The organism is Leptospira adleri (genome assembly GCF_002811985.1).
In the GTDB taxonomy this organism is placed as follows: Bacteria; Spirochaetota; Leptospiria; order Leptospirales; family Leptospiraceae; genus Leptospira; species Leptospira adleri.
The window spans coordinates 1-24,412 of sequence record NZ_NPDU01000066.1 but is presented as its reverse complement, the minus strand read 5'-3'; the positions used below and the strand labels follow the sequence as shown (position 1 = coordinate 24,412).

The following is a 24,412-nucleotide window of genomic DNA, read 5'->3' as shown; positions in this document are numbered from 1 at the left end:
GGCTCTCGGTGATATCCTCGACTCTCCGAACAGAAACTCCAGCGAGATACATCTCCATGAGAGCTTCTTCTACCGAACTCTCCCTTCGTTTGTATCGATCGATGATCGCCGACTCAAACGGAATTGTTCTAAGTTTCGGAACTTTTAACTTTACTTTTCCGGCTTTTGTTTCGAAGTTTCTATTATACGAACCCGCTCTTGTATCTACTCGATCCGGGTTTCTCTCATACCTTGAGGCTTTGCAGAGTTTATCCGCTTCCTCATCTAAGAGAGCGTTCAGCGTTTCTTCCACTGAGCCTCTTACGAGTTCGCTCAAGTCTTTCTTGAGCTGGGTCTCATCCACTTGAATTACTTTCAGGTGCGCTTTTTCTTCTTCTGCCCTCATTGGGGGGTTCTCCTTTTTTTGAATTTGATCGCTACAAACTCAATCGGCAAGGAGAGCCTTCTCATTCATTCTTAAATCTGCGAAAATTTTAGGACGTTATCTCAATAACGGAAGAATAATACATTATCACATTGTAATGTAATAATGTATCTTCGCGTTATGGAACATCAACGAGGATGATCTTGTGATACAGCGTGAAAATGCCTTAGAGAGAAAATGGAATCGTCGCTTTTAGAGTCTCGTCTCGAATAAGCTCGGGATGCAATGCCCAAGACTGACCGGAGGAAAGGGGACTCGACTTAATTCCGGTTTGTTTTCTATCCTTCAAAACGTCTCGGACGATCTGCGGATCGGATACGAGTTTGTCCGGAAATCCGTCTTTGTTCGTGTCTAACTCCATTCTTTCCATAGGAAAAATCCAGATGTCCGGTCTTTGATCCTTATCGGAGTCGATTTCGATCCTCGCAATGATGCCGCTGCCGATTTTCGGTTTGGCAAAGCGGTTGTAATACTGAGTCGTTTCGAAAAAGCCGTCCTGATCTTTATCGTCTTTCTCCACGAGCTTTAGGTTTCCCGGTCCGAACCAAATCTTCAGATCCACTTTTTGCGGATCCTTGGAAGCAATCTCATTGTAGAGAAACTGAAAAGATTGCGGATCTTCCGGGTTCATCTTTAACCACATCCAATCGTCGGGAACTTCTTTTTGATTTTCGAAAGTTTCCATAAAAATTGCGATCTTAGAATCGGTTTTCGTATAGAGAATATTGTCTATTTTATTATCTTTGTTTTGGTCGTGAGATGTCGCTTCGAAAGGCGACTTACAATTTCCGAACAAACAAGAAAATATTAGGAAAATTAAATGTAAGGAATATTTCATTAGAAAGAATTATAATTGGAAGGTCGAAGTTAAAAAATTAAAAAAGGGCCATCCAAAGATGACCCTTATAGGAAAAACACGATTCAAGAATTAGAATTCAGTGTTTAAGGTAGCGCATTTAGAAGTCGCAGCAGGTGCACTTCCGTATTGGCAATTAGCACTAGCAATTCCTTTTACGGTAGCCTTGGTAGTCGCAGTAGAATCTAAACCAAGGATACCTGCGAAAGCAGTTTTATTGTTATTTGCGATCGCTGTTCCACAAGCCGCATCGGCTGCCCCCGTCGCATAAGTTCCAAGAAGTTGCGTTGTTTGAGCCAATTTAGTTTGGTCCAAAGTTAAACGATTGAGACTTAAAATCTCAGCTTGTGAGAAGCCAAGGGTGGTTAGAGTGGATCCCGCTGCCGAAAGGGGAACAATCGCCTCAACTCTAAGATCCGAAATCGGGAAATATCTAAATTGCGCAACAAGAGCATCAAACGTTGCTTGTGTAGTAGCCGCCGCCGCAGTTTTAGCATTTGCAATTGCAGTATTTGTCGCAGCAGAACAACCCAAAGAAGTAGAGAGTGCAGAAATTGCATCAAATCTAGCTGCTCCGAGTAATATTGAGGAGGCTAAGTCAGAGCCTAATAGAGTAGCCTGGTTGCACCCGCCTTTTGGAATAGCTGAAAGGGTTGCGGTGTAAGTGGTGGCACTATTCTTTTGCACAGTCGCGCAGTTTCCGCTAGTTTGATCCAACAATAAGACCAACGCTCCGATCGTAGTGTTGTCATCTTTGTCCTTTGGTTTACAAGCGGACAAAACAACCATAAATGCTGCAATTGCCGCTAATTTCATAATGTTACTTTTCATCAAAAAAAATCTCCTGTTTTAACTTCATTAACACTTAAAGTTATTTTACTTGTTAACAAATTTAGTTGATTCCATGAAAAGTGATCTACTTTGTCAAAATTTTTTTGTAACAAGTTTGTACTTTTGTAGATAAGTATGCCTTTGGGATATCCAAATCCAAAATGCTTTGAATATATCCCAAAGTAGATTTCAGAAAGACAGTAAATTTCATTTTAAGACAGCGATTGTGATTTTTTTTGAAAAAAATTTTGAAAATAGTTTTTTAATCAAACATTCGAAATTTATTTTTTATATCTCTGCTATTTTGTCACCTAACGTCGATTTCTTGTTTTTTAGGAGTTTGATTAGAAGGATTCTAATTTGTTTTAACATATTTGCGGGAATTCAGAGATTTCCCTAAAAAGTTTACAATAACGGAATTGTCGGATCAAAAAATGCAAAGTGGGGCGGTCTTTACCGCGTTATGCGCGCTTTTTTAGGCCTTGTTATTGTTAGGTGGCTCAGACGCGATCTGCAAATTCTTGCGTTAGCTGTCTTAGGATTTCTTTTATCTTTCTCTACAACAATGGTCAATTTCTTATTTTGTAAGATTTTTTGCTAAATTTATTGGTTCAAAAGATGTCGCATTCGATAAAAACGCAGAAAAGACGCGTAACGTAGAATTTCGGTCGAACTTTTTGGGCCTTTCTTGTTCGGTTTCCGTTAAAAAAAACGGGAATGAACGCTAAAAAAAATGGATTTTTCGGAATTCAAAATCCTCCCTCTTTTTGGACTCCGTTCGGGTTCTTCTTTAAAAATTCTTGGAATTTTAATTCTTCCCTAAAAGATTCCCCCAGTCATGGCAAGTCTTCGTGAAAAAGAATCCTATTCTTCTTATTTGGAATTCGAGATCAATTCTACTTTGAAAAAAGTCAGTTTCTACTCTTTTATTTTGGGAACAACTTCGGCGATCGCTCTGATTTGGATGCAAAGAGAGGGAATCGTCTTTCAAATGCAGGTCCCGATTTTATGGACGCTGATCGGCGGCGGCGTTTCCTTTTTCTTTTATCTTCTTGCAAAATTCAAAATGGCGAAGGGCGCCCGGATCTACTTCGTAATCTTATTCTATTCCACGCTTCCGGGAATTTTGTATGTCCTCGCGGAAACCTATCTTCCGTTAGGCGCCGCGACTTACATCACGGGGCCCGCTTCTTATCTTTACTTTTTTATGGTGATTCTTTCCGGTTTTGCAATGGATGAAAGGCTATCGATTCTTTCCGGTTCTTATTGCGGCATTCAATATTTTATTTTTTATATTCTTTCCAAGGACGGAGTTTTGGAGATTCACTCAAGGGACGTTCTTCAGTGGCACGATCTTACGGATCCTCCGATTTACTTTTTCAAATCTTTGATGATGGTCTTTTCCGGAATTGTAGTGGGCGTTCTTGTAAGAAATACGAAACGTCTTCTCTCCGAGGTTTTAGAAAGGGAAAAAGAAAAATCAAACATCTCCAGACTTTTCGGACAATTCGTTTCGGAAGAAGTAAAAGAGAAATTGTTAAGCGAAGGAGTTACCGATCGAACCGAAAAGAAAAAGGTTCTCGTTCTATTCTCCGATTTGAGATCTTTCACTTCTCTGAGCGAGAAGTCGGATCCGGACCGGTTGATTCTTCAATTGAACGAATACTTCGATCGAATGGCGGATTGTATCTCTAGAAACGGAGGAACCATTGATAAATTCATCGGAGACGCCATCATGGCCGTGTTCGGAGGACTTGTGGAAGTGGATTCTCCGGCGGACGCCGCGTTAAGAGCTTCCAAGGAGATGCAGATAGAATTGGAGAACCTCAATCGAGAATGGAGTCTAACGCGATTTCCGATCTTGGAATCCGGCATCGGCCTTCACTACGGAGAAGTCGTTCAAGGACCGATCGGTTCCAAAAATAGATTGGATTTTACGGTCATCGGAGACAGCGTGAACACCGCTTCCAGAATCGAAGGTCTTTGTTCTTCTCTTCGTGAGAAAATTCTTTTTTCTTCAACCGTTTACGAACTTCTTTCCGAGGAAAATCGGATACAATGCAAATCGCTCGGTAAGTTCAAAGTGAAAGGAAGAGAAACGGAAATTGATTTATATAGTTTGAATATTCATTGACCGCTCGATTTCTTAAAGGAGAATATCGTTTCACAATCGAATTCCGCTTTAAACCGAACTAACATGATACTGAAACATCTTAGGAATTTTCCTCTCGATTCGAAGACAATTTTTCCGATTCGAGTTATCGGATAAGAATATGAAATCTCCGAGGATCTATTCCTGGATTTTTATTTTTCTCTTTGTTTCCTGTTCTTGGATGGAATCGATTCCGTTCCCGAAAGCGGAAAAGGGAATCATCGATCTTACTCAGTGGAACTTCGACGAGGACGGCCCCGCTCTTCTCGAAGGAGAATTTCGATTTTTGTGGAATCAATTTTCGCAGGACTCTTGGACCGATAATTCCATCTTTGCGACGGTTCCTAAGTCATGGGTGAAACTTGAGAACACGGACGGCAATCGATTCCCTTCCGAAGGTTTTGCAACTTATTTTGTAAAGATCAAACTCCCCGATTCTTTAGTCGGTCAAGAGCTTTCGATCCAATCGGATATTTCCGAAACCGCGTACGAACTTTCCGTAAACTCGAAAAAACTCGGTTCGATCGGAACGGTGGGAATCAGTTCGGAAAGTTCGAGGCCGGAATGGAATAAAAAAATATTTTCCTTTTTGAATTCCGAAAAAGAACTCGATCTCAAAATTCTTATCTCGAATTTTCATCACGCAAGAGGTGGGTTGACGGGAAAATTTTTTATCGGAAAGAGCGCTTCCATCCAATCCGTTCGCGAAAAAAGACTCACGATCGAAGTTTTCGTTTTCGGAAGTTTGGCGATCATGGCCCTCTATCATCTTACGTTATTCTATCTTCGCAAAGAGGAAAAGTCGGTTCTCTTTTTTGGAGTTCTCTGTCTCGTTTACTGTTTTCGCGCGATCAGCACGGGAGAGAATCTGATTCAAATTTTGATTCCCGGTTTGGATTATTCGATTCATAGTAAGATCGTTTATCTTTCGTTCTACCTTACGGTTCCGATTTTCGCGGCGTTCTTTCGTTCCCTTTTTCCCATGGAATTAAACGAATACGTATATTATGGAATCATTTCGTTCGGGACTCTGGCTTCGGTGATCGTTCTGATCACTTCGCCTTCCTTTTTTACGGGAACGATCGACGCGTATTACGGCTTTACGTTCGTCGCTTTTTTTTACGGATTTTATATTCTTGCGCTTGCGATTTTAAGAAAGAGAAGCGGAGCCGTTCTTCTATTGAACGGATTGCTGATATTCTTTTTGGTCAGCGTTCACGATACGCTTTACAATAAAAGAATCATCAACACCGGATATTTTTCTCCGATCGGTCTGCTCGCGATGCTTTTCTCACAGGCTTATTTGTTGGCTCGGCGTTATTCTCAAGCCTTCGGCGCGATCGTGGACCTGACCAATACGTTGAATAAAACGAACACGTCATACGGCTTATTCGTTCCCAGAGAGTTTTTAAAAATTCTCAACGAAAATAATTTCATCGAAGTGAAGTTAGGCGACGTCGCCGAGGAGGAAATGACGATTCTCTACAACGAGATTCGGCCTTCTCAGATTATTTCCGATCAAACTTCGGCAAAGGAGAATTTCGAATTCATCAATTCTTATCTCGGCAAGGTTGGTCCTCTGATCAGGGATAAAAACGGGTTCATCGATAAATATTTCGGAGACGCTTTTCTTTCGTTGTTTTCCCAAAAGACGGAAGACGCTCTGGAGAGCGCGGTCGGAATTCAGGATATATTACGAGAAATTAATATGTCAAGAATCGGAAACGGAAAGGAAGCCGTTCGAGTCGGGACCGGTTTGCACCGAGGTCCGATTCTTTTAGGGACGATCGGAGAAGCGGAAAGAATGGAAGGGGCGGTGATTTCCGCTTCGGTGACTCTCGCGACGAGGGTCGGACAACTCTGTCGTCTGTTCGATTCTTCCATACTGATAACGGATCACGTTCTTTTTAGTCTGGAAAATCCTGAAAAGTATCAGATGCGTGTTTTGGATCGAATTCAGCTCAAAGGTCACAACTCGATCGTAACTATTTTAGAAGTTTTTAATGGACAACCCGATTCTCTTTTAAATCTTTTTATGGACACAAAAGAGGAATTTGAAAGAGGTATTTCCCACTTTAGACAAAGAAATTTCGAAGAAGCCTGCGTCGTGTTCAACCGCGTATTAGAAAGAAATAAATTAGATCAGCCCGCGCGCTGGTATCTTGAGAAATCGATTCACTACTGTAGATTCGGTTCTCCGAACAATTGGGACGGTATTACCATATTAGACGTTTGATCACGGAATTGTAATGCAAAAGATCTATCTTTTTGAAAACGATGGATCGATTTTTTCGGATTGCTTCTTAACTGAAAGTAAAGAATACGATTTTCAATATTCTTATTGACCAAGGGCGTAAGTGGGAAAGAAAATAAAGAAAACCTCCCATGAGTTTATTTAGATTTCAGAAAAAGAAGGTTTTGATTTTCCTCGGTCTGATTTTCGTTTTGACCCAGTGTCTCGGCGAAGCGGATCGACCTCAAGTATCTGCGTCTTCCGGAGTTTTGGATTTAACTTCCTGGAATTTTGAAGAATACGGACCGGTCGCGATGCAAGGCGATTGGATCTTTCGTTGGAATGAGTTTGCCGAAAATCAGGACGTTGAACCCGAAAAAAATAGACTGATGCCCGTTCCAAAGGCTTGGACTCGAATACAAACTCCCGAAGGTAAAAATTATCCCGGAACCGGAATCGCAACATATTTTTTGAAAGTGATTTTACCTCCGAGTCAGGAGCCAAGAAAGTTCGCGCTCCTCGCGGAAACGGCGGAGACCGCTTATGAAATTTGGATCGACGGTAAAAAAATCGGATCGCACGGCTTTCCCGGAAAAACGCAGGACTCCTCGATTCCGGAATGGAACGTAAGGGTCATCCCGTTTCAAATTCAGAAAAACGAATTTCAAATTCGAATTCCTCTTTCTAATTTTTATCACGCCAGAGGCGGGTTGACCGCAAGATTGATTTTCGGAAACGAGGATCAGGTCATTCGATTGAGAGAGAAAAGAATGACTATGGACGTTTTTCTATTCGGCTTTCTTGCGGCGATGGCCTTGTATCACTTTACGCTTTATTTTCTGAGAAAAAAGGACGCGGCACTTTTGTATTTCGGAATCATCTGTTTCGTATTTTGTTTCCGGGAACTCAGTACGAGTCAGAATCTGATTCAGGTAATCTTTCCCGGAATCAACTATCAGATTCACATGAGAATCGTATATCTCAGTTTTTATCTGATTCCCCCTCTCGCGACCGCGTTTTTGAGGGCCTTGTTTCCGGACGAAGTCAAAAAAGAAATTCACTATGCCGTGGTTTTTATAGCTTCGATTTTTTCTTTAGTCGTAGTTTCTCAGGATCCAGTTCTGTTTACCGGAACGATCGAATATTATTACGTATTTACTTTTTTATGTTTCGCTTACGGTTTTTACGTTTTGATTTTTGCACTGGTCCGGAAAAAGCCCGGATCCATTTCCATTCTGATCGGATTGTTTCTTTTCTTTTTGGCTTACAGTCAGGATATTTTTTATAATAAAAGAATCATTCCTACGTTTATTCTCGCGCCGTTCGGATTGATTGCGTTTATCTTTTCGGAAGCCTATCTTCTTGCAAAAAGATATTCGCTGGCGTTCGATGCGGTGGAGGACATGTCCGAAAGTCTGAGGAAGGTGAATTCTTCCTACGGTCTTTTCGTTCCGAGAGAACTTCTGAAAATATTAAATAAACATGATATTCTTGAGATCAAGCTCGGAGATACGGTCGAAGAGGAAATGAGTCTTCTTTATAACGAAATCAGGGCCTTTTCCGACGTTTCGGAAAAAATGAACGGAAAGGAGAATTTCGAATTCATCAATTCCTTTTTAGGCAAGGTCGGTCCGATCATCCGGGAACGAGACGGGTTTATAGACAAATATTTCGGCGAGGCTTTTTTAGCCTTATTCCCTCCCGAACCTGAAAAGGCATTGGATAGCGCGATCGAGATCCAAAGAATTTTGAGGGAATTCAATCGGGAAAGAATTGCGAACGGTAAGGATCCCGTCCGTTCCGGAAGCGGAATTCACACGGGACCGATTTTGTTGGGAACGATCGGAGAAGCGGAAAGAATGGAAAGTACCGTTATCTCTTCTTCCGTAAACGTCGTCACCAAAATAGGGCAACTCAGCAGAACTTACGAGTCATCGCTGTTGATAACGGATTCCACTCTATTTCGTTTAACAAATTCGTCCAAATATCACTATCGAGTCGTGGATCGAATTCAGATCCGGGATCAAAAAACGGTCCATACGGTTTTGGAAGTTTTCAACGGTCTTTCCGAAAATCTGATCGATTCTTACATGGATACGCGGGAGGAGTTTGAACGCGGTGTTCTGATGTTTAGGGAAAAACATTTCGAAGAAGCCTGCGTCGTTTTTAACAGGATTCTTGAAAAAAATCGAGCGGACCAGGCCGCGAGAGTGTATCTCGAAAAATCGGTGCACCATTGTCGTTTCGGCGTTCCCGAGAACTGGCACGGCGTGACCATCTTGGGAGAATAATCAATTATTCTAATATACTGATTTATCGTTCAACACCACTGTTTCAAAGTCCGATAAGAATTCTTCCTGGATTTTGGATTCGATCGCTCTTTCGCTTCTGGATTCCCTTACCATGGAAATGGCCTCGCTCGCGGTGACTTTTTCTTTCCAAATCGTATAAGCGGCGGCTAACGTTCCGGAACGCCCTAATCCTCCTACGCAGTGAATGAGAAGTTTTTCCTTTTTCGAAAGAGCTTGGTCCATCCATTTCAGCGCGGGAATGGTTTGTTCGAGTAAAGGCGCCGTTTGATCCAGGACCGGACAATAATAGACGTCGAGTCCTTGTTTTTTGTATTCTTCTTTTAGATCCTTGACTCCGTATTCGGTAAATTCGTTCTCCGTAAGCAGGCAAAGGACGTGCGTGATTCCTTCTCTTCGAATCGTTTGAATGTCTTCGTTCAGATTTCTTTCCCGATCTTTTCGGCCGGGAAGAATCGTAAGTCCGATTCGAGATATGTCCTCTTTTTCGGATTCGAATTTCAGAAAATCGATTCGAAGAGTTTTGGATCTTCGGATGTATTCCCTGATTCCGGTAATACAAAGGGTGCCGGAGTAGAGGGCCCATTTTTTTTGCCACTCGCTGGACTCGTCGAAAGATAAAGTATGCATCGCATAACGAAGGGCTCCCGTAAACAGTTGATAGGGATCGCGATCCAACTTAATTAGAGAAGGATAATATGATCTGAGGTGCGCTATTACCGAATAAGCCTTGTTTATCTTGGAATGTTTCCACTGCGTTTTAGGATTTAACGGAAGGCAAACTCCAAGATCGGCTACTTTTAAGAGAGCGTCGCTTAATTCGATCGCTTCCCGCCATTCCTCCGCATTTTGTATTTTAGTAAAGATGTAGAGGATGTCGTTTTCGAGTTTGATTAAGTCTTTGAGAATATGTCCTTTGTGCGTGTGAAAAAAATCGATCAGCCAGACGTTGTTCTGTGCGTCCAAGATGATATTGGCGCCGTTCAGATCTCCGTGGACGTATGAAGTATAATGGGAAACCGCCGCGTATTCTTTAAGAGTTACGAGATCCTCCTCGTAAAATTTGCATACGTTCGGAACCGTTACTCCCGGATCGATTTCGATCGTTTCTCCCGTCGCCGGTCTTCCCGAAATCTTCTCGACCCTTTTTCTGACGCCGGGCGCGTATTTCGATTGAAAATCATAATATTCTAATAGATTTAATTTTTCCTGTACGGAAGCGTCGTAGAGTTTCGACAATTGTTTTAAAAATACGGTGTCAAGAATGGATTTAAGTTCTTCGATATTCTCGGTAGTTTCGTATGTTTTCTGGAACGTTCGAACGTTTCCTTCCAGCATCGCCGCATAACGGTATTTAATCGCTCCTCTGTCTTCTAATTCGGCGAAATCTACGATGGACGGAGCGTTGTTTCCCAAAACTTCTTCGATCCTTTCAAAGGAAATTCTTTCCCTTGCGATGAGATCGCGAGGACCGATTTTTATAACGGACGGAACCTGGTTGTGTCCGATATGATCCACGGATTTGGATTTTAATACGACATTGCCGGAAAAACCTCCGTCCAAACATTTAAATTCGACTTCTTTGCAGTCTCTAAAAAGATAAAGAAGCAATTTTTCGTCCGTTTCTTTTACTTTGTAATCGTCTTCGTATCGAAAATGATCCGCCGATATTCTAGAGTGTGTGATTCTCTTTTCTAAATTCGGAACCGTTCCGCTCAGGAAAGAGGTGAAAGCGCCGATCGACGGAAAAATTTTTATCCCTAAAATTTCCTTCAATTGATCCAATGCGATAAAGTGCATTCCGATCGAAGAAGAAGCCGTTAGAGCGGAGCAGATTGCGATTTCCCATTCCGGGTATCTCGTTTTTATATCGTATGCGAGAAATTGAACTTTGGCTTCGGTCCAAACCCCGGAAATCCCGACTTTCAAAGGATGTCCTATTAACGGTTTGAGAATTTCCTCAAGATCCGTTTTTACAAAGTCGTTTAATCCCGAAGCGTCGACGATTCGATGTCTTTTCTTTTGTTCTTCTTGAAGCCAAGATTCGAATACGAACTCGGCGCCCTTTGTATCTTTGATACAGTGCGATCCGAATTGTCTGAGATGATCTTTTTGAGAAGAATCGGAAGCGTCGTGCCAATCCCGAATATGAACGATCCAGAGATCGTTCGGGTCTACGGAATAAGCCCATTCTATCAAAGAATGAATCGGACCGTATTCTATCATTTCCCCCAAGAGTCGTTTTGCCTCTTGGTAACCGACATGGAGGGCGTTCGGAAGCGGATCGTATTTTTCAAGAAGAGAAGTAAAATCGTTTTGAAGACATTGAGTCAAAAGAATTGCTTTCGGAATTTGCATTGGTTTTCGTATAAGAATCGATTCGGCGACTCTAAGATTGAAACTCGATCTTTTTGAAGGAAGCAAGTTTAGAGGAACCGCTTGGTGGAGGAATTTAGAGTGTGGACTTAAAAAAAGCAAACGGTTTTTTTAAGTCTTCAGCGGGGTGGAAAGGAGGCGGTAACTTTGGAGCTTCCCGTTATTTTATCCTTTGAAAGTCCGTTCATCACGTTCAAAATATTTCACTTCGGCGATCAATGATTCGGCTCGTTTCGGATCGCCTAACGCTTCGTAAACTTCGGAAAGCAGAATCGTATTTCTTTTGTCTTTGGGAGATCTGAGTCTAAGACGTTCTCCAAGGTCCGCTGCCCGCTTTAGATTTCCTTCATTCCTGTGACATTCCGCCATAATAAAAAGGACCTCAGAATCTTCCGGCGCTACTTCCATATATGAAACCGCGGCTTCTAAAGCCTTCACATAGTTTTTTGTTTGAAAATGTGCTAGGGTAAGCTGCTTTAAAATTTCCCTATTTCTTTTATAGTCTTGATTTCTATTTATGAAGGATTCAAGAATCGATATAGATTCTTCGTAATTCCTTCGCTTAAAGTGCTGAACTGATTGATCGAAGATCCTTGCAAATTCTTCGCTTTTGATTTCGGCGGTTGGATTGAAGAGTTTATATTCGACGCGGACAAGAGAGATGTCGTCTATTATTTCTCCTTTATTTTTTATCTGCTCTATGATATTTTTTAAATTTCCGTTTCCTGCTTCGACACATTGAAGAAAAAATTCTTCGTTGTCGTTCATGTTTTCTCCGTTTTCATCTTCGATAAGAATGTCGTCTCTTCCGTCGGACGCGATTACAAGAACGTCGTTTGCTTCTAATTTGAATAGGTTGATAAAAAGATCGGTTTCTATGTTAATGTGCATTCCAAGTTTTCTATATTGAAATCGATGAGGAAGAAACGTTGCAACTCCTTGGCGATAATATACGGGTAGAGGATGGGCCGCGTTTATATAGTAGATTACTCCGGATTGGTCCTCGAGTAAGGAAATAAAACTAGAAGCCATCATCGTTCCATCAAAACTTGTAAAAATATTATGGAGTTCGATAAACGCGTTTTTCAGCCAAGTTTCGGGATACTGATTCATTACGTCCAAATATCGAGAACGTTCCACAATCGCTTTAAAAACCGAACCGAGTACTAAAGCGCCTCCCGCGCCTTGCATTGATTTTCCCATCGCATCTCCGTTCAGAATCGCGGTATAATCCCTTCCTCTTAACGTAATTTTGCTCGAAACACAAAGATCGCCTCCAATTTCGGAAGACCAACGTTTGAACTGGAATTTCTTTTTCTGCTCCGTTAAGAATTCAACCAATACGTTCTTCGAGTCTGATTTATTCTGGGAAAGGGGCTGGATGAGAAGGGAAGTCAGATAATAATCTGAATCCTGTTTTGTTTTTAATTTCTGCACAGTATCTAAGCTTTTTTGAAGTTCACTGGTTCTTTCTTCCACCTTTTCCTCTAAAGTGTCCGCGAATTTTTTTAACTTTTCCTGCGAGGAGCGAATTGAGTCCACCATGTTGTTGAAGGATCGAGATAAGAATCCAATTTCGTCTTCCGCTTGAATCGGTAGTCTTACGTTATATTTGCCTCGATTGACTTCTTTTACTCCGTTCAAAAGGGTAATGAGCGGTTTGATCAGACCGCCATTTAGAAAGAGAGGAAATAACAAGAGAATGAGAAGAGTCGAAATTAAAATTGCGATCAATACTTTGAAAGCTATAAAATGGACCGTTGCCAAGTATATTTCGAACGGATATCCTACTTCGTAGATTCGATCTCCGTATTTAAATACATAACGGATTAATAATATTCTTTCTTCGTTTTTTGTTTCAAGTACGCGATACAGACGTTTAGAAAATTGCGGAGATGATTCGTCGAAATGGTAATAACTCCGATAAAGGTCGGTTTCGGAGAAATTGTTTGAGTCGACTTGATCTATATAGCGTACCAACTCCTCCATTTCACTTTGAAAGAGGATGTTTTCATTGATCGATAAGGGTTTTTTATATTCGATGTTGAAGTTATGCAAAAATAAACCTTGAGTGCGCGGGAATGAGGCGATATACAGAAGATTTGGAGGGATTTCATTTTCGTTCAGTTGATCGATTCTTTTTACGAGTTGTTTTGTTTCAAGACGACGGATTTCGTCAAAAAAGGATTCGTTGATTTGAAGGCTAATTTTAGATACGGCGCTTAGGATTGTAAGAGTCGAAACCAAAGTCACTCCTACAAGTTTCATCATAAAGGTCGAAGGTTGAGGAGAGTTGTTTAAGTAAGCTATGGTATAGATAAAAAGCTGCAGACTAGCCGCGGTGGTCAGTAGTAACTGAAAGTAGGCGAACGGAATTTTCTTAGTCGCGTAAAGAACATATATGGAGGAAAAGATAGTATGAACCAAAATGGCTTGTCCGAAAGCGCGTAGAATATTCGCATTCGGACTGTGCAAACGAAGGAGACCTTTCGTTTCTATTTTTTCCTTGATTCTAAATTCTAATTCCTCACGAATCGCTTTGCGCACGATCACCGTCAAAATCCACAAGAACGTAAGAAAATGAAGTATTCCCATGGGAGCAGTCGATTGCGGGCTTTGAAATTCGTAAAGTTGAGTGTCGAAGTTATAGACAATCGGAGAATCGATATTTTCCGATATGTAATATGCGTATCCGATGGATCCTGCGATGGCGAGAACTAAAAATACAATGCGAGACTCCTTTTCCGTCCGATCTCGTGGAAAGGAATATACGAAGGATGACAAGAGCAGATTGGAAAAACAAGTATAGAGCGCGATCAAAAAGCAGGCCGGTTTCGCGATCCCTTCACTGAAAACGGACGCTCTTAAAAGAAATCCGAAATTAAAAATGAAAGTACAAAAGAAAAATCCGATCAATAACCACGTTTGCTTTGATTTGTTTCGCAATGACAAAAGGTAAACTAGGAGAAACGCTGAAAACATCGTCGCTGAAACATAGCCTATCGAATAGTAGTTAAGTCTGAAAATGTTATCCACCATGACTCCTTTTTGGATTTTAAAAAGTACAAGATTCGAAAAAATATTAAAACGACATCAAGGCGAAGAGTCAAACGGTAATTATTCTTATTATTTAATATTCGCTATTTTGGTTTATAACCAATGATGGAACTCTCGGTTCTTATTCGTATGTAAAGGATTCTATTTTTACTTTCGGAAGAAATCGGGACCAATCGGCTGTCAGGTGGACATCATAATTGGACATTTATTGTACTAACAGTTCGCCCGGGAGCAATTCCTCATTACTAGATTCTTTCCAAAAAATAAAAAAACCCCGAAATCCATTTAAGGATTTCGGGGTTTACCGGCGAATTAAGAGTTGGAAATTATTTTTTTCCCAATCCCGGTTTGTCGGCTCCCACTAAGATAGACATGTTTCCTGCAGGATGTTTATTTTCTTTCATCAACTGGTGAGAAGCTGCGGTCTCGTTCCAAGCAAAAGTTTTGGAAAGACAAGGATCCACTTTCTTCTCGATGACTAGGTCGTTGAGACCTTTGGAGTTTTCGTCGTTTGCAAAGTGCGAACCTTGAAGACGTTTTTGTCTCATCCAGAGATAACGTAAGTCCACGGTCGCGTTGAAGCCGGTAGTTCCCGCACAGATCACGACCATTCCTCCGGTTTCACAGACAAACATCGAAGTCGGGATCGTGGTTTCTCCCGGATGTTCAAAAACAATCTTAGGATTATTTCCTTTTCCTGCGATGTCCCAGATGGCCTTTCCGAATTCGCGAGCTGACTTGGTCCATTCTGCGAATTTTTCCATTTTGTTGATCTCGGAAGTCAAAGCTCCCCAGTGATTGAACTTCTTACGGTTGATTACGCCCGCGGCGCCTAACTTCATACAGAAGTCGAACTTATCGTCTTCGGAAACGACTGCGATCGGAATTCCACCCGCGGCTTTTACGATTTGAATCGCCATCGCACCGAGTCCGCCCGCTCCTCCCCAGATCAGAACCACGTCGTCTTTTTGTACGTCGTTCGGTTTCCAGTGATGAAGCATTCTATAGGCGGTCGCACCGACTAACATATAAGCGGCGGCTTCTTCCCAAGAAAGGTGTTTCGGTTTTGGGAGGCACTGATGGTCTTGCACCTTACAGAATTGTGCGAAGGAACCCCAGTTCGTTTCGTATCCCCAGATCAACTGAGAAGGCGCGAACATTGGATCTTTTCCCGCTTTTACCCAAGGATCGTTTTTGTCCCAGATTCCGCAGTGGAGGACGACTTCGTCGCCGACTTTCACATTCTTAACATCGGCTCCGACTTTATAAACGATACCGGAAGCATCGGATCCACCGATATGAAACTTCTCTGGTTCGCCTTTTTTGTTTCTTGCGCCGATTACATCCACGGGAAATCCGAGAGCGGCCCAAACGTTGTTATAATTTACACCGGCTGCCATTACCGCGACGAGAACTTCGTCCGGAGCTATTTCTGGAACATCGATGAGTTCTTCCTGAATGGCTTTGATCGGGTCTCCGAAACGCTCGGGACGAACGACTTGTGCATACATTTTTTTAGGAACCTGTCCCAGGGGTGGGAGGGTTCCGATTGGAACGGATTCAATTTGGCTCATGTGCACAGAATTCTGAACTTTGGTATTTGATCTACACCAATTTTTAGGGGAGTTCCCGCGTTTTTAACAAGAATTGATAGGACTTTGCTGGAGTTCCTACATCCCTTGGACAAATGAACTTTCTCGAAGTCGTGCAAACGAAGGAGTTCCTACATCCCTTGGACAAGAGAACTTTCTCGAAGTCGTGCAAACGAAGGAGTTCCTACATCCCTTGGACAAATGAACTTTCTCGAAGTCGTGCAAACGAAGGAGTTCCTACATCCCTTGGACAAGAGAACTTTCTCGAAGTCGTGCAAACGAAGGAGTTCCTACATCCCTTGGACAAGAGAACTTTCTCGAAGTCGTGCAAACGAAGGAGTTCCTACATCCCTTGGACAAGAGAACTTTCTCGAAGTCGTGCAAACGAAGGAGTTCCTACATCCCTTGGACAAATGAACTTTCTCGAAGTCGTGCAAACGAAGGAGTTCCTACTTCTTCCAATTACTTCTGTCAATTTGTCGTTTGGAAGAATCGTGCTTTTCCGGGAGAGGATGGGAGTTCAATTCTTTAAGAGTTCGATTTACGAAAGTCCCTAGGTTTGCATCGTTTCGATACTTTCCTAAAAATGTTTCCACTTTGGAAGTTTGACCTTTTTGAGAAATCGCATACGTCCGGATCGCAAATTTACGAACGGATTCGTGTTCGTTGTTCGCGGAAATTTTAGATTCCAAAAACTGAGTGTTCGTTTCGGAAGGATAAAATTGAAGCAAGCGCAATGCCCTGGTTTTCACGTAAACCCTGGTTCCGGATTCTTCTACGATCGCGATCAGATAGGGGGACGGATCCGCTTCGTAGGTTTCTAAATTCTTCTTGAGCTCGTTTAAATCCTCTAAATGTCTCGTTCCGGAAAGGAACGAACGGATTTCGGAAAGTTTTTGAGGATCCAAATTCCCGGCAAACAAAGGTAAGACGATCGCAGTCAAAAGAGTCAAGGTAAGAATTATGTTTTTCATATATTTTATTTTCCTAATTTATTTCAATAAACGAGAGGATTTAGTCTTAGGACCCATCCCTGTTCTCCGGTAAGTTGTGTTTGCTGAGTCACTCCGTCTCCCGCCCAAAACATCAGGTTCAAAGAGCCGGAGTCGAAAAAACCGGTTCCGCTGCATTCGCTGATATCGACTCTTCCGTTTCCATTCGTGTTTCTGGAGGATGTGCAGATCGGAGTTTCGATCAGAGGATCCGTCGTATAATTCGGATAACCGCTTCCGCTTTGTCCCGCGCTTTCCACCGTGTGAAAAAGTCCCAAGAAGTGCGCCGCTTCGTGAGCCATCGTATCTCCTAAGAAATTTTGGTCCGCGACGCTCAATACGGAACCGAGAACACCCGAAGAACGATGAGGTTCGATAAAAACCGCCATTCCCGATTGAGGAGTTCCTTTGAGACCGACGGTGCCGGGGATTCCTCCCGAAATTCCGAGAACGCCTCCAACCTCGGTTTCGTCTCTTGCGATATAAAGATTTAATGCGACATCGGATTGAACGGAAGAAGTGGAAGAAAAAAGTTTTCCTAAACTCCCCGTCGTGTTATAGGAATCCGTGGATAACGAAGCGACGTTTAAGAACTCCGAAGAATCCAATTCCGTCACTGTAAATTGAATGTCGATCTTGACCGAGTTTTGGGAATAAATCGATTTCCAACGATCGAGCGCCGTCTGCAAACCTGCTTGTGTCGGATTCGGATAAGCCCGAGTGTTACCGTCTTTGATAAAGATAAGATTCACGTTCAATTTCTTTCGGTTTGTCCAGACCTTATTCAAACCGTTGGAGCTGGAAGTCCCGCCGGCCGCGGACAAGGATCGTTCGTCGGAATCCAAAGTTCTGCAGTTCGTGATGATCGAAGCGCTTGCATTGATCGTCGCCGGATTGGTCGGGAAGTTGAAATCTACCGCGTTGACTTGGCCCGAGGAAAGGGTGTTGTTGATAAACTTATTCACATAATAGTAGCCGTTGTAACCGTATGGGCTCATAGAAGTAACCGTGAAAACGTTCCAACCTTCTCTTCCCAAATAGTTGCTCCCATTGGAGTCGTAAAAAGTGGGGAGAACGGGTCTATAGTCTGCGTTCGGATTTGTGAACGTATGATCTTGCTTTGCATAGAAAATCGAAGAAGGTTTGGAAGGAGAAAGTGTGTAAGTCTTCGCGCTCGAATAATAATAAGGAAGGCCGCTGAAAGTCCAGGCGGTTCCGCTCGAAATCGTAAATGAATTCTTTTCCATACAAGGCGCGGCCAAAGTTGTAGGAGAAGAAGTATTCCCGCCCCCGGAAGTTGCGGAGCCCCCTCCGCCCATCAGTAAAAATAGAATCGGAGTCATATCCGAACCGCCGCCTCCGCCGGGACAATTGATAAGCGAAGTGACGAGGCTCAGTCCCATAAATAATTTCAAAGCGTTCTTTTTCATATCTAACCTTTTTCTATTCCTATCAGTTCGCAAAAACGAATCAGACAGGTTTTTTCCTTTTTTTGAAAGAATGGTGAAAATTATAAAATGACACTGTTTCAATGGGGATAGAAAAAAATCAAAAACGGATTCAAAAAGAGTTAAGATTCCGGTGAAAATGTAAAAAATATATTCCATCAAATCAACCGGAGCAAAAGATTCTCCCAATGATTTCTTTATCTCTTCAAAACATAAGGGAAGAAACGGCGCATCGGCCTTGGCCCTTGCCTAAATCGAAACCGTTTATGGTTCAGTATTGGGAGGAATTGGCGTTTTTGCACTGGGAGATACCGAAGGAATTTTTGAATGAAGTTCTGCCGAAAGGATTGGAAGCCGATCTTTTTGAAGGGAAGGCTTACATAGGTCTGGTTCCATTTCGGATGAAAGGAGTCCGCCCGATCCACCTTCCGCCGTTGCCTTGGATTTCTAATTTTCCGGAATTGAACGTTCGAACCTATGTGAAGAACGGAGAAAAGCAAGGGGTTTACTTTTTTAGCTTGGACGCGAGCAATCGTTTTGCGGTTGAGATCGCGAGAAAATTTTTTCATCTCCCTTATCTTAACGCCGCGATTTCGATGCGGAAAAATCAGAATCGAAAAGAATTCTTCTCCAAGAGAAAAGATCATCGGGCAACTAACGCCGAATTTCACGCGGATTACAAACCGATTTCGGAAGTGTATCGATCGCAACGAGGAACTCTCGAGAATTGGCTCACCGAAAGATATTGTCTTTATTCCCAAGATTCAAAGGGAAGAATTTATAGAGGAGAGGTTCATCATCTTCCTTGGCCTCTTCAGAAAGGAGAATGTATCATTCGTAAAAACGAAATTTTGCGGAGCCACGGCATTCCTGATTCTGGATGCGAACCGCTCGTTCACTATTCAGAATCGATCCAAGTATTGCTTTATCCTTTGGTCCTCGTTTCGTAGAAAATTTCAAACAATAAATCCTCGTCCATTCAATCTAAAGGCGTAAGAAGCCGTAAAACAAAAGGATTAGCAAAGAAGAATCCGAAACGAATTTTGAATTCTTTGCGGGAATTTTCGGCCAAAAGGTTCGAACGAACTCCCTTTATTCGTCTATTGTTGCATCTTTCTATGCGACGAATTTCCATCTTCCGAATTCTTCTTTGGAACGGAAAACGTTTAGAAAATCAATCAGAGAAATCGGAGAATCGAAGACATGCTGGCACACATAAAACCGAATCAGCTTTTTTGCAAAGACGACGAGAAAGAGGAAAGTTTAAGAACTTTCGGAATGATGCTCGAACTCTGCGAGAAGTGTTATGTCTTTGGAAAATATTTTTTGATCGATGAGTTCAATTCCGAAAAACACCCGTTTCTTTTGAGAAAGGGATTCGAACTTTTAGGAATCGGAATGGACGCCGAAAACGTTCGAAACATTTTGAAAGGTTATATCATTTCCGGAAATTACGAAGGAAAAGAACTCTTGGAAAGAATCGTAATCCTCGAGGGAATGGAAGCCATTCAGAAAGAATTGCATATATCCGTCTTTTTGGAAAAGGTCGCATCCTTTTTCGGAGAATCCTATCGGAAGAATTTTTGGGACTACGTGATGCAAAAAAGAAAGGAGATCGATACGATTCTTCTCAATGATTTTTACGCGGAGTTTTGTAATTCCAAACCGGAAATCGATTCCGATATTCTTCTGAGCCGCGCTTTTCATTCTCTATCTCACAACGAACTGAAAGATCTTCTCAGACAAATCAGTCTTCCCGATTTGGCGGGAGCTCTGAAGAGCGTTCGTGAAAAGCTCGTAATCCAAGTTTTAGATTTTATGGACCGAGAATCTTCTCGGTGGTTGATGAAAGAACTTATGAAGTCCGACGATTCTTATGACGGCTCCGAAAAAGTAAAAGAGGCGCAGCTGAAGATCCTCGGTCTATTCGCTTCGAAAAGAGGAATGAATCGGGACTTTTAGAATCGAAGCGTATTTTAAGCGGATTCCTTAGTTAGGGGATAGAAAATTGCCGGGTGGAAACCCCGGCTTTTTTTTCGCGCACAGCGTCGTCGCGGCTGGAAATTTGAATTCTTATAAAATTGCAATCAAGTTGATTGGGCTTTGTAGGAGTTCCTACAAAATTCTTTCGCAAAAATTCGCTTGCTTCGGAAAAGAAGCCCGACTGAAACGTTCCCGAAAGAAATATCTTTTCGAATTTTCAAAATCGGATCTGACTTTCGTTCTAAGAAACGATCTTCTCCAATTCTTTACAGATGATTTTTGCGACCTTATAATTTCGATACCACTTCTTATCCGAAGGAATCAGATTCCATTCTTTTTCCTGTTCCTTATCGTTTAAGATCATCTCGTATGCGTTTCGATAGTCGTCCCAACGATCCTGAGTGACTTCGTCGGAAGGATCGTACTTCCATTTTTTATCCGGATCCTTCAGTCTTTCTTCGATTCTTTTTTTCTGTTCTTCTTTGGAAATATGCAGGAAGAATTTTAGAATGAGAGTGTTGTTTTCTCTCGAAAGATGTTTTTCGAAATTACGGATCGACTCCATTCTTTCTTTGATTCTTTTTTCCGGAAGAGTTTTCTGAATCAAAGGCATGATCGCGTCTTCATAGTGAGAACGATTGTGAATGAAGATCATACCTTTCGCCGGAACATACTTATGAATTCTCCAAAGAAAGTCGTATTGAATTTCTTCCTCGTTCGGTTTTGTCCAAGCCTTAACGGAACAGCCCTGCGGGTTTAAACCTGCGAAAACGTGTTTGATCGTTCCGTCTTTTCCCGCGGTGTCAACTCCTTGCAAAAGAATCAAAACGGAATGTTCTTTCTTTGCGTATAATTTTTCCTGAAGTTTGGAAAGGTCTTTGAGATGTTCTTCGGTTTTGAGGAGGACTTCTTCTTTGATCTTATCCGGAGAAGGAATCGTTTCGACGTCTTTTAAATTCATTCTAACCTCTAAGAATTCAATTTTTAAAAAGTTCGATCATGGATAAAACGGATTTTCGAACGGATCGAAAGAGCGGTAGAGAGGAAAGTTTGATAAGTTGAAAAATTAGATCCAAACCTTTTTCGATCAGAGTTTCCGTTTTTTTCTTTTTTAAGGAAGAATCGAATAACCAGACGTAAATGAAACCCATCTGTAAGAGCCAGAATAGAAAAGGAAGCTCGGACACTAAGTCTTCAGGGATCGAATTTTTGGAATTTTCGATCGCGTTTCTAAAAAGTGAAATCGCGTCTTCTCTGATTTGTTCGGTTTCCTTGCTGAAAGGGGAAAGAGGATGTCCGGGATCGCCTCCGCTTCTCGCGAGAACGTGTAGAAATTTTTCGTATCCTTGAAACTGACCGAGTTTGAAGCGGATAATGTTCTTCACTCTCGCTTTCAATTCGAACTCTGATTTGCAAAATTCAATATTTTGAATGTTTGCTTCTTCCTGAGTAAGTCTGTAAAATTCGAGAACTATGTCCTCTTTAGTTTTAAAGTGATAGTAGGTCGCCCCGACTGCGAGCCCCGCTTTTTTGGCGATCGCCCGCATCGTAGTCCGATCATAACCTTCTTTTTGAAATAACGAGATTGCGGTTTTAAAAAGGAGAGACCGGGTCTGTTGCGACTTACCGGTTTCTCCCGCGGGTTTGGCTTTTTTTCGAATCATGCTACGGCTTCAGCTTCTCCAAAACTGGACGAGATTTTTTTTCTGAACTTTGCAAACAAGAACAGATTGAAAAAATGCATCGCTCCTAAAATCAAAAGTACGATTCCGACTTTTGTGGTAAGGACTTCGATACATTCTGCCAGATCTAAAGGCTTTTGGCTGGTAGTCAAGGAAAGGCTGATGTAGCCGATATTGATTAGGTAGAATCCAACGATCAGAAGGTGGTTGATGGAGTCGGCCAATTTTTCTTCTCCGTTAAACATCTGAATCAAAAAGATTCTTCCGTTATTAAAAAGTGTTCTCGCGACCCAGATTGTCATAAGGATGCTGATGATTAGATAAGCGGAATAAAGTCCGATTGTAAACGGGCCGGATTGTCGTTTGGAAGCCTTCAAACCCCTTGCCATCAAAAGGGCCGCAGCATTCGTGTTGCCGTATTGTAAAGCGACATCCAAAGCGTTTTCGCCGTTTCGGTTTAGATATTCCAAGTAGGAATCGCGTTCAAGAAGCAGTTCTAATAACTTGTGATCGGGATACTTGGCCGCAAGATGGATCGGATATTCACCTGCGTTATCCGCTCTGTCAGTCGGATTGTATCGATCCAAAGTGTATTTTAAAACTTTCGGATTTCCGCTCTCGATCGCGTAAAAAACGGCTCCTCTGCCTCTGCTATCGGTATATTCTATCAATTCCGGTTCCTTACTCAGGATCCTATCTATCTTTGTCTGATCTCCTTTGCGAACCTCTTCAAAGAAGTCGCTCTGAGAATCTCCGTAAACGGAGGATACGGTTCCTAAAAGGAACGGAAACAAGAGGAAAATGATCAATCGGTTCATTTTTTTACTCCAAATTTGAACATGTTCAAATATTAATTGGCTGCACTTTCTCTGTAAATCAAAATTTCTGAACATGTTCAAAAATATTTTAGTTTTCTTTGAATGAACTTGTCTTTCCGGCGACCAAAGAGAGAGTAAAAATAAGTGGGTTTGTCCCCACTGAAATCTAAGGTATAAAATTCCGTAACCAATCGAGAGGAGGTATTCCGTCGATCTTTCCTTTTTTACGATATGGAGCTAAAGAACCGAGCGGCACTATTACCGAATCGGAAAACGATCCGATTTATCCAATGAGAACTTTCGTTTTGGATTGGGGACTCTTCATTGCGCATCGAACATTAGAGTTCTTTCGAAAAATTGGATTCGGGTTTTGAAGAGAATAATGCAAAAAAGAGGTTTGCGGAGTTAACTGCGAGATTCCTTCGGCCGGAAGAAACTTGCATGGAAGAATTAAAAAGAGGACTCTTTTTGAAAGTACCCACGATCCGGCCTTTTGGACGATCAAATAGGATACATTCATTTTTTAGAATGTATTATCGGATCATCGTTTCGGGCTTTCAATTCGGACAATGGAAAGGGCGCTCTAAACGGATTCTTTAATTCAAAAAAATGAGGAATTCAGGTTTGTTTTTTAAAGGGAAAATTGTCAAATCACGGCATTCTTATTTTTTATTTCTATTTTCGCTTGTGTTTTTGAGATACAGGGTTTACTTGAATGAAAAAAAGATCGGTCTTTCAGAAAAATTCTTATCAATTTTAGGCAATAGAATTTTATTTTCCATTCTTTCCGATTTTAAATCTCTGAGGTGAACATGAAAATTTTAACCCTTTCCATCCTGATCATAGTGTCGTGCTTATTGGGATTTTTATTTTATTTGGGTGCGTTCGATCGGGTTCAAGTAAAAGAAGATACTCTCGGGCCGTTGTATGTTTTATCGCACGAGCGAATCGGCGATTACAATAACATTGGCGCCACTTTTGAAGTGTTACAAAAAGAACTTCCCGCGAAAGGAATTCAAAATTTTAAACTTTTTGGAATCTATTTGGACAATCCCAATGAAGTTCCCAAAGACAAACTTCGTTCGGAAGTCGGCGCGATATTGAGCGAACCCTTGTCGAAAGTTCCGGAAGGATTGTCGCTCGATTTGAAGTTGAGGACCATTCCCAAAAAAAGATACGTCTTATCCGAATTTCCTTTTAGGAATTTCCTTTCTATCTTTTTAGGAATCTATAAAGTTTATCCGAAAGTATTCCAGGCTTGCGAAGAAAGAGGTTGTAACTTGAAAGGAAAATATTCCATGGAAATCTACGAGCCGATCACGGAACACAAAACAACGTATTTGGTTCCGTTAGATTAGAAGCCATTTAAAAGTAGGGGCCGTTCGATAGGTGTGAGTTCCTACTTTTTATTTTTTCAAAAATTCAAGAAGAATGGGTGTGATTCTTTCCGGAGATTCGAAATGGGGGATATGCCCTTCGTTCTCTAAAGGAAAAAAAGCGATCCCTTTGAAAGTTTTAAGCGCAACTTCGCTATTTTTGAAGGGAACCACTTTGTCGTCTTTTCCCCAGATCAATAATTTAGGAATCGGGTTCAAAAAAGCTATTCTTTCGAGTCTCAGAAACATGCCTTTAGAATCTTTTCAGAAAAATTATGAAAAG

Annotated in this window: 17 protein-coding genes; 6 read left to right on the top strand and 11 right to left on the bottom strand. The window is 41.7% G+C overall.

What is annotated here, in order from left to right; genetic code table 11:
• The 3 genes from CH376_RS19030 to CH376_RS19020 all read right to left on the bottom strand — a co-directional run.
• A partial coding sequence (locus CH376_RS19030; protein WP_207769131.1) for a transposase occupies window positions 1-385 on the bottom strand: 385 nt, incomplete at its 3' end.
• 205 nt (window positions 386-590) lie between these two features.
• Complete coding sequence (lsa25.6, locus tag CH376_RS19025; RefSeq protein WP_100787275.1) at window positions 591-1,262, bottom strand: Lsa25.6 family adhesin; 672 nt, start codon at window positions 1,260-1,262, stop codon at window positions 591-593.
• Between the two features lie 90 nt (window positions 1,263-1,352).
• Window positions 1,353-2,111, bottom strand: a complete 759-nt coding sequence (locus tag CH376_RS19020) for a hypothetical protein (protein WP_100787274.1) — start codon at window positions 2,109-2,111, stop codon at window positions 1,353-1,355.
• Between the two features lie 838 nt (window positions 2,112-2,949).
• Here CH376_RS19020 and CH376_RS19015 point away from each other — a divergent pair.
• The 3 genes from CH376_RS19015 to CH376_RS19005 all read left to right on the top strand — a co-directional run bounded on the left by CH376_RS19015 (window position 2,950) and on the right by CH376_RS19005 (window position 8,787).
• Window positions 2,950-4,245, top strand: a complete 1,296-nt coding sequence (locus tag CH376_RS19015) for an adenylate/guanylate cyclase domain-containing protein (RefSeq protein ID WP_100787273.1) — start codon at window positions 2,950-2,952, stop codon at window positions 4,243-4,245.
• A gap of 139 nt (window positions 4,246-4,384) precedes the next feature.
• Complete coding sequence (locus tag CH376_RS19010) at window positions 4,385-6,499, top strand: adenylate/guanylate cyclase domain-containing protein (protein WP_100787272.1); 2,115 nt, start codon at window positions 4,385-4,387, stop codon at window positions 6,497-6,499.
• Window positions 6,500-6,648: 149 nt separating this feature from the next.
• Window positions 6,649-8,787: an adenylate/guanylate cyclase domain-containing protein gene (locus CH376_RS19005; protein ID WP_100787271.1), complete on the top strand. Its 2,139-nt coding sequence runs from the start codon at window positions 6,649-6,651 to the stop codon at window positions 8,785-8,787.
• Between the two features lie 9 nt (window positions 8,788-8,796).
• Here the strand turns inward: CH376_RS19005 and CH376_RS19000 are convergent, their stop codons facing one another.
• The 5 genes from CH376_RS19000 to CH376_RS18975 form a co-directional block, all read right to left on the bottom strand.
• A complete protein-coding gene (locus tag CH376_RS19000) occupies window positions 8,797-11,163 on the bottom strand; it encodes a dual specificity protein phosphatase family protein (RefSeq protein WP_100787270.1) in 2,367 nt (788 codons plus the stop codon).
• Between the two features lie 183 nt (window positions 11,164-11,346).
• Window positions 11,347-14,220, bottom strand: coding sequence for a SpoIIE family protein phosphatase (locus tag CH376_RS18995; protein ID WP_100787269.1), 2,874 nt, complete (start codon window positions 14,218-14,220; stop codon window positions 11,347-11,349).
• Between the two features lie 344 nt (window positions 14,221-14,564).
• Entirely contained in the window at window positions 14,565-15,812 is a 1,248-nt protein-coding gene (ccrA, locus tag CH376_RS18990; RefSeq protein ID WP_100787268.1) for a crotonyl-CoA carboxylase/reductase, read from the bottom strand.
• Between the two features lie 467 nt (window positions 15,813-16,279).
• On the bottom strand, window positions 16,280-16,804 hold the full coding sequence (locus tag CH376_RS18980) for a hypothetical protein (RefSeq protein WP_100787267.1): 525 nt from the start codon (window positions 16,802-16,804) through the stop codon (window positions 16,280-16,282).
• Between the two features lie 23 nt (window positions 16,805-16,827).
• Window positions 16,828-18,252 carry a zinc metalloprotease gene (locus CH376_RS18975; RefSeq protein WP_125231977.1) on the bottom strand — a complete coding sequence of 475 codons (1,425 nt, stop codon included), beginning with the start codon at window positions 18,250-18,252 and terminating at the stop codon, window positions 16,828-16,830.
• A gap of 284 nt (window positions 18,253-18,536) precedes the next feature.
• On the opposite strand from CH376_RS18975, the gene CH376_RS18970 reads away from it, so the two are divergent.
• Both CH376_RS18970 and CH376_RS18965 read left to right on the top strand, forming a co-directional pair.
• Window positions 18,537-19,220 (top strand): YqjF family protein, encoded by a 684-nt coding sequence (locus CH376_RS18970; protein ID WP_100787281.1) that lies wholly within the window; start codon window positions 18,537-18,539, stop codon window positions 19,218-19,220.
• Between the two features lie 253 nt (window positions 19,221-19,473).
• A complete protein-coding gene (locus CH376_RS18965) occupies window positions 19,474-20,232 on the top strand; it encodes an LIC10244 family PerRA/PerRB upregulated protein (RefSeq protein WP_100787265.1) in 759 nt (252 codons plus the stop codon).
• Between the two features lie 262 nt (window positions 20,233-20,494).
• On the opposite strand, the gene CH376_RS18960 is transcribed toward CH376_RS18965, so the two are convergent.
• Genes CH376_RS18960 through CH376_RS18950 form a run of 3 tightly spaced genes read right to left on the bottom strand, consistent with a single transcriptional unit; the run spans window position 20,495 to window position 22,753 of the window.
• Window positions 20,495-21,214: a PPK2 family polyphosphate kinase gene (locus CH376_RS18960; protein ID WP_100787264.1), complete on the bottom strand. Its 720-nt coding sequence runs from the start codon at window positions 21,212-21,214 to the stop codon at window positions 20,495-20,497.
• A 16-nt stretch (window positions 21,215-21,230) separates the two neighbouring features.
• Complete coding sequence (locus CH376_RS18955) at window positions 21,231-21,917, bottom strand: TetR/AcrR family transcriptional regulator (RefSeq protein ID WP_100787263.1); 687 nt, start codon at window positions 21,915-21,917, stop codon at window positions 21,231-21,233.
• Window positions 21,914-22,753, bottom strand: coding sequence for an ankyrin repeat domain-containing protein (locus CH376_RS18950; RefSeq protein ID WP_100787262.1), 840 nt, complete (start codon window positions 22,751-22,753; stop codon window positions 21,914-21,916). The genes CH376_RS18955 and CH376_RS18950 overlap by 4 nt, the downstream gene beginning before the upstream one ends.
• An 812-nt stretch (window positions 22,754-23,565) precedes the next feature.
• Here CH376_RS18950 and CH376_RS18935 point away from each other — a divergent pair.
• Window positions 23,566-24,111, top strand: coding sequence for a GyrI-like domain-containing protein (locus CH376_RS18935; protein ID WP_100787259.1), 546 nt, complete (start codon window positions 23,566-23,568; stop codon window positions 24,109-24,111).
• Window positions 24,112-24,412: the final 301 nt, after the last annotated feature.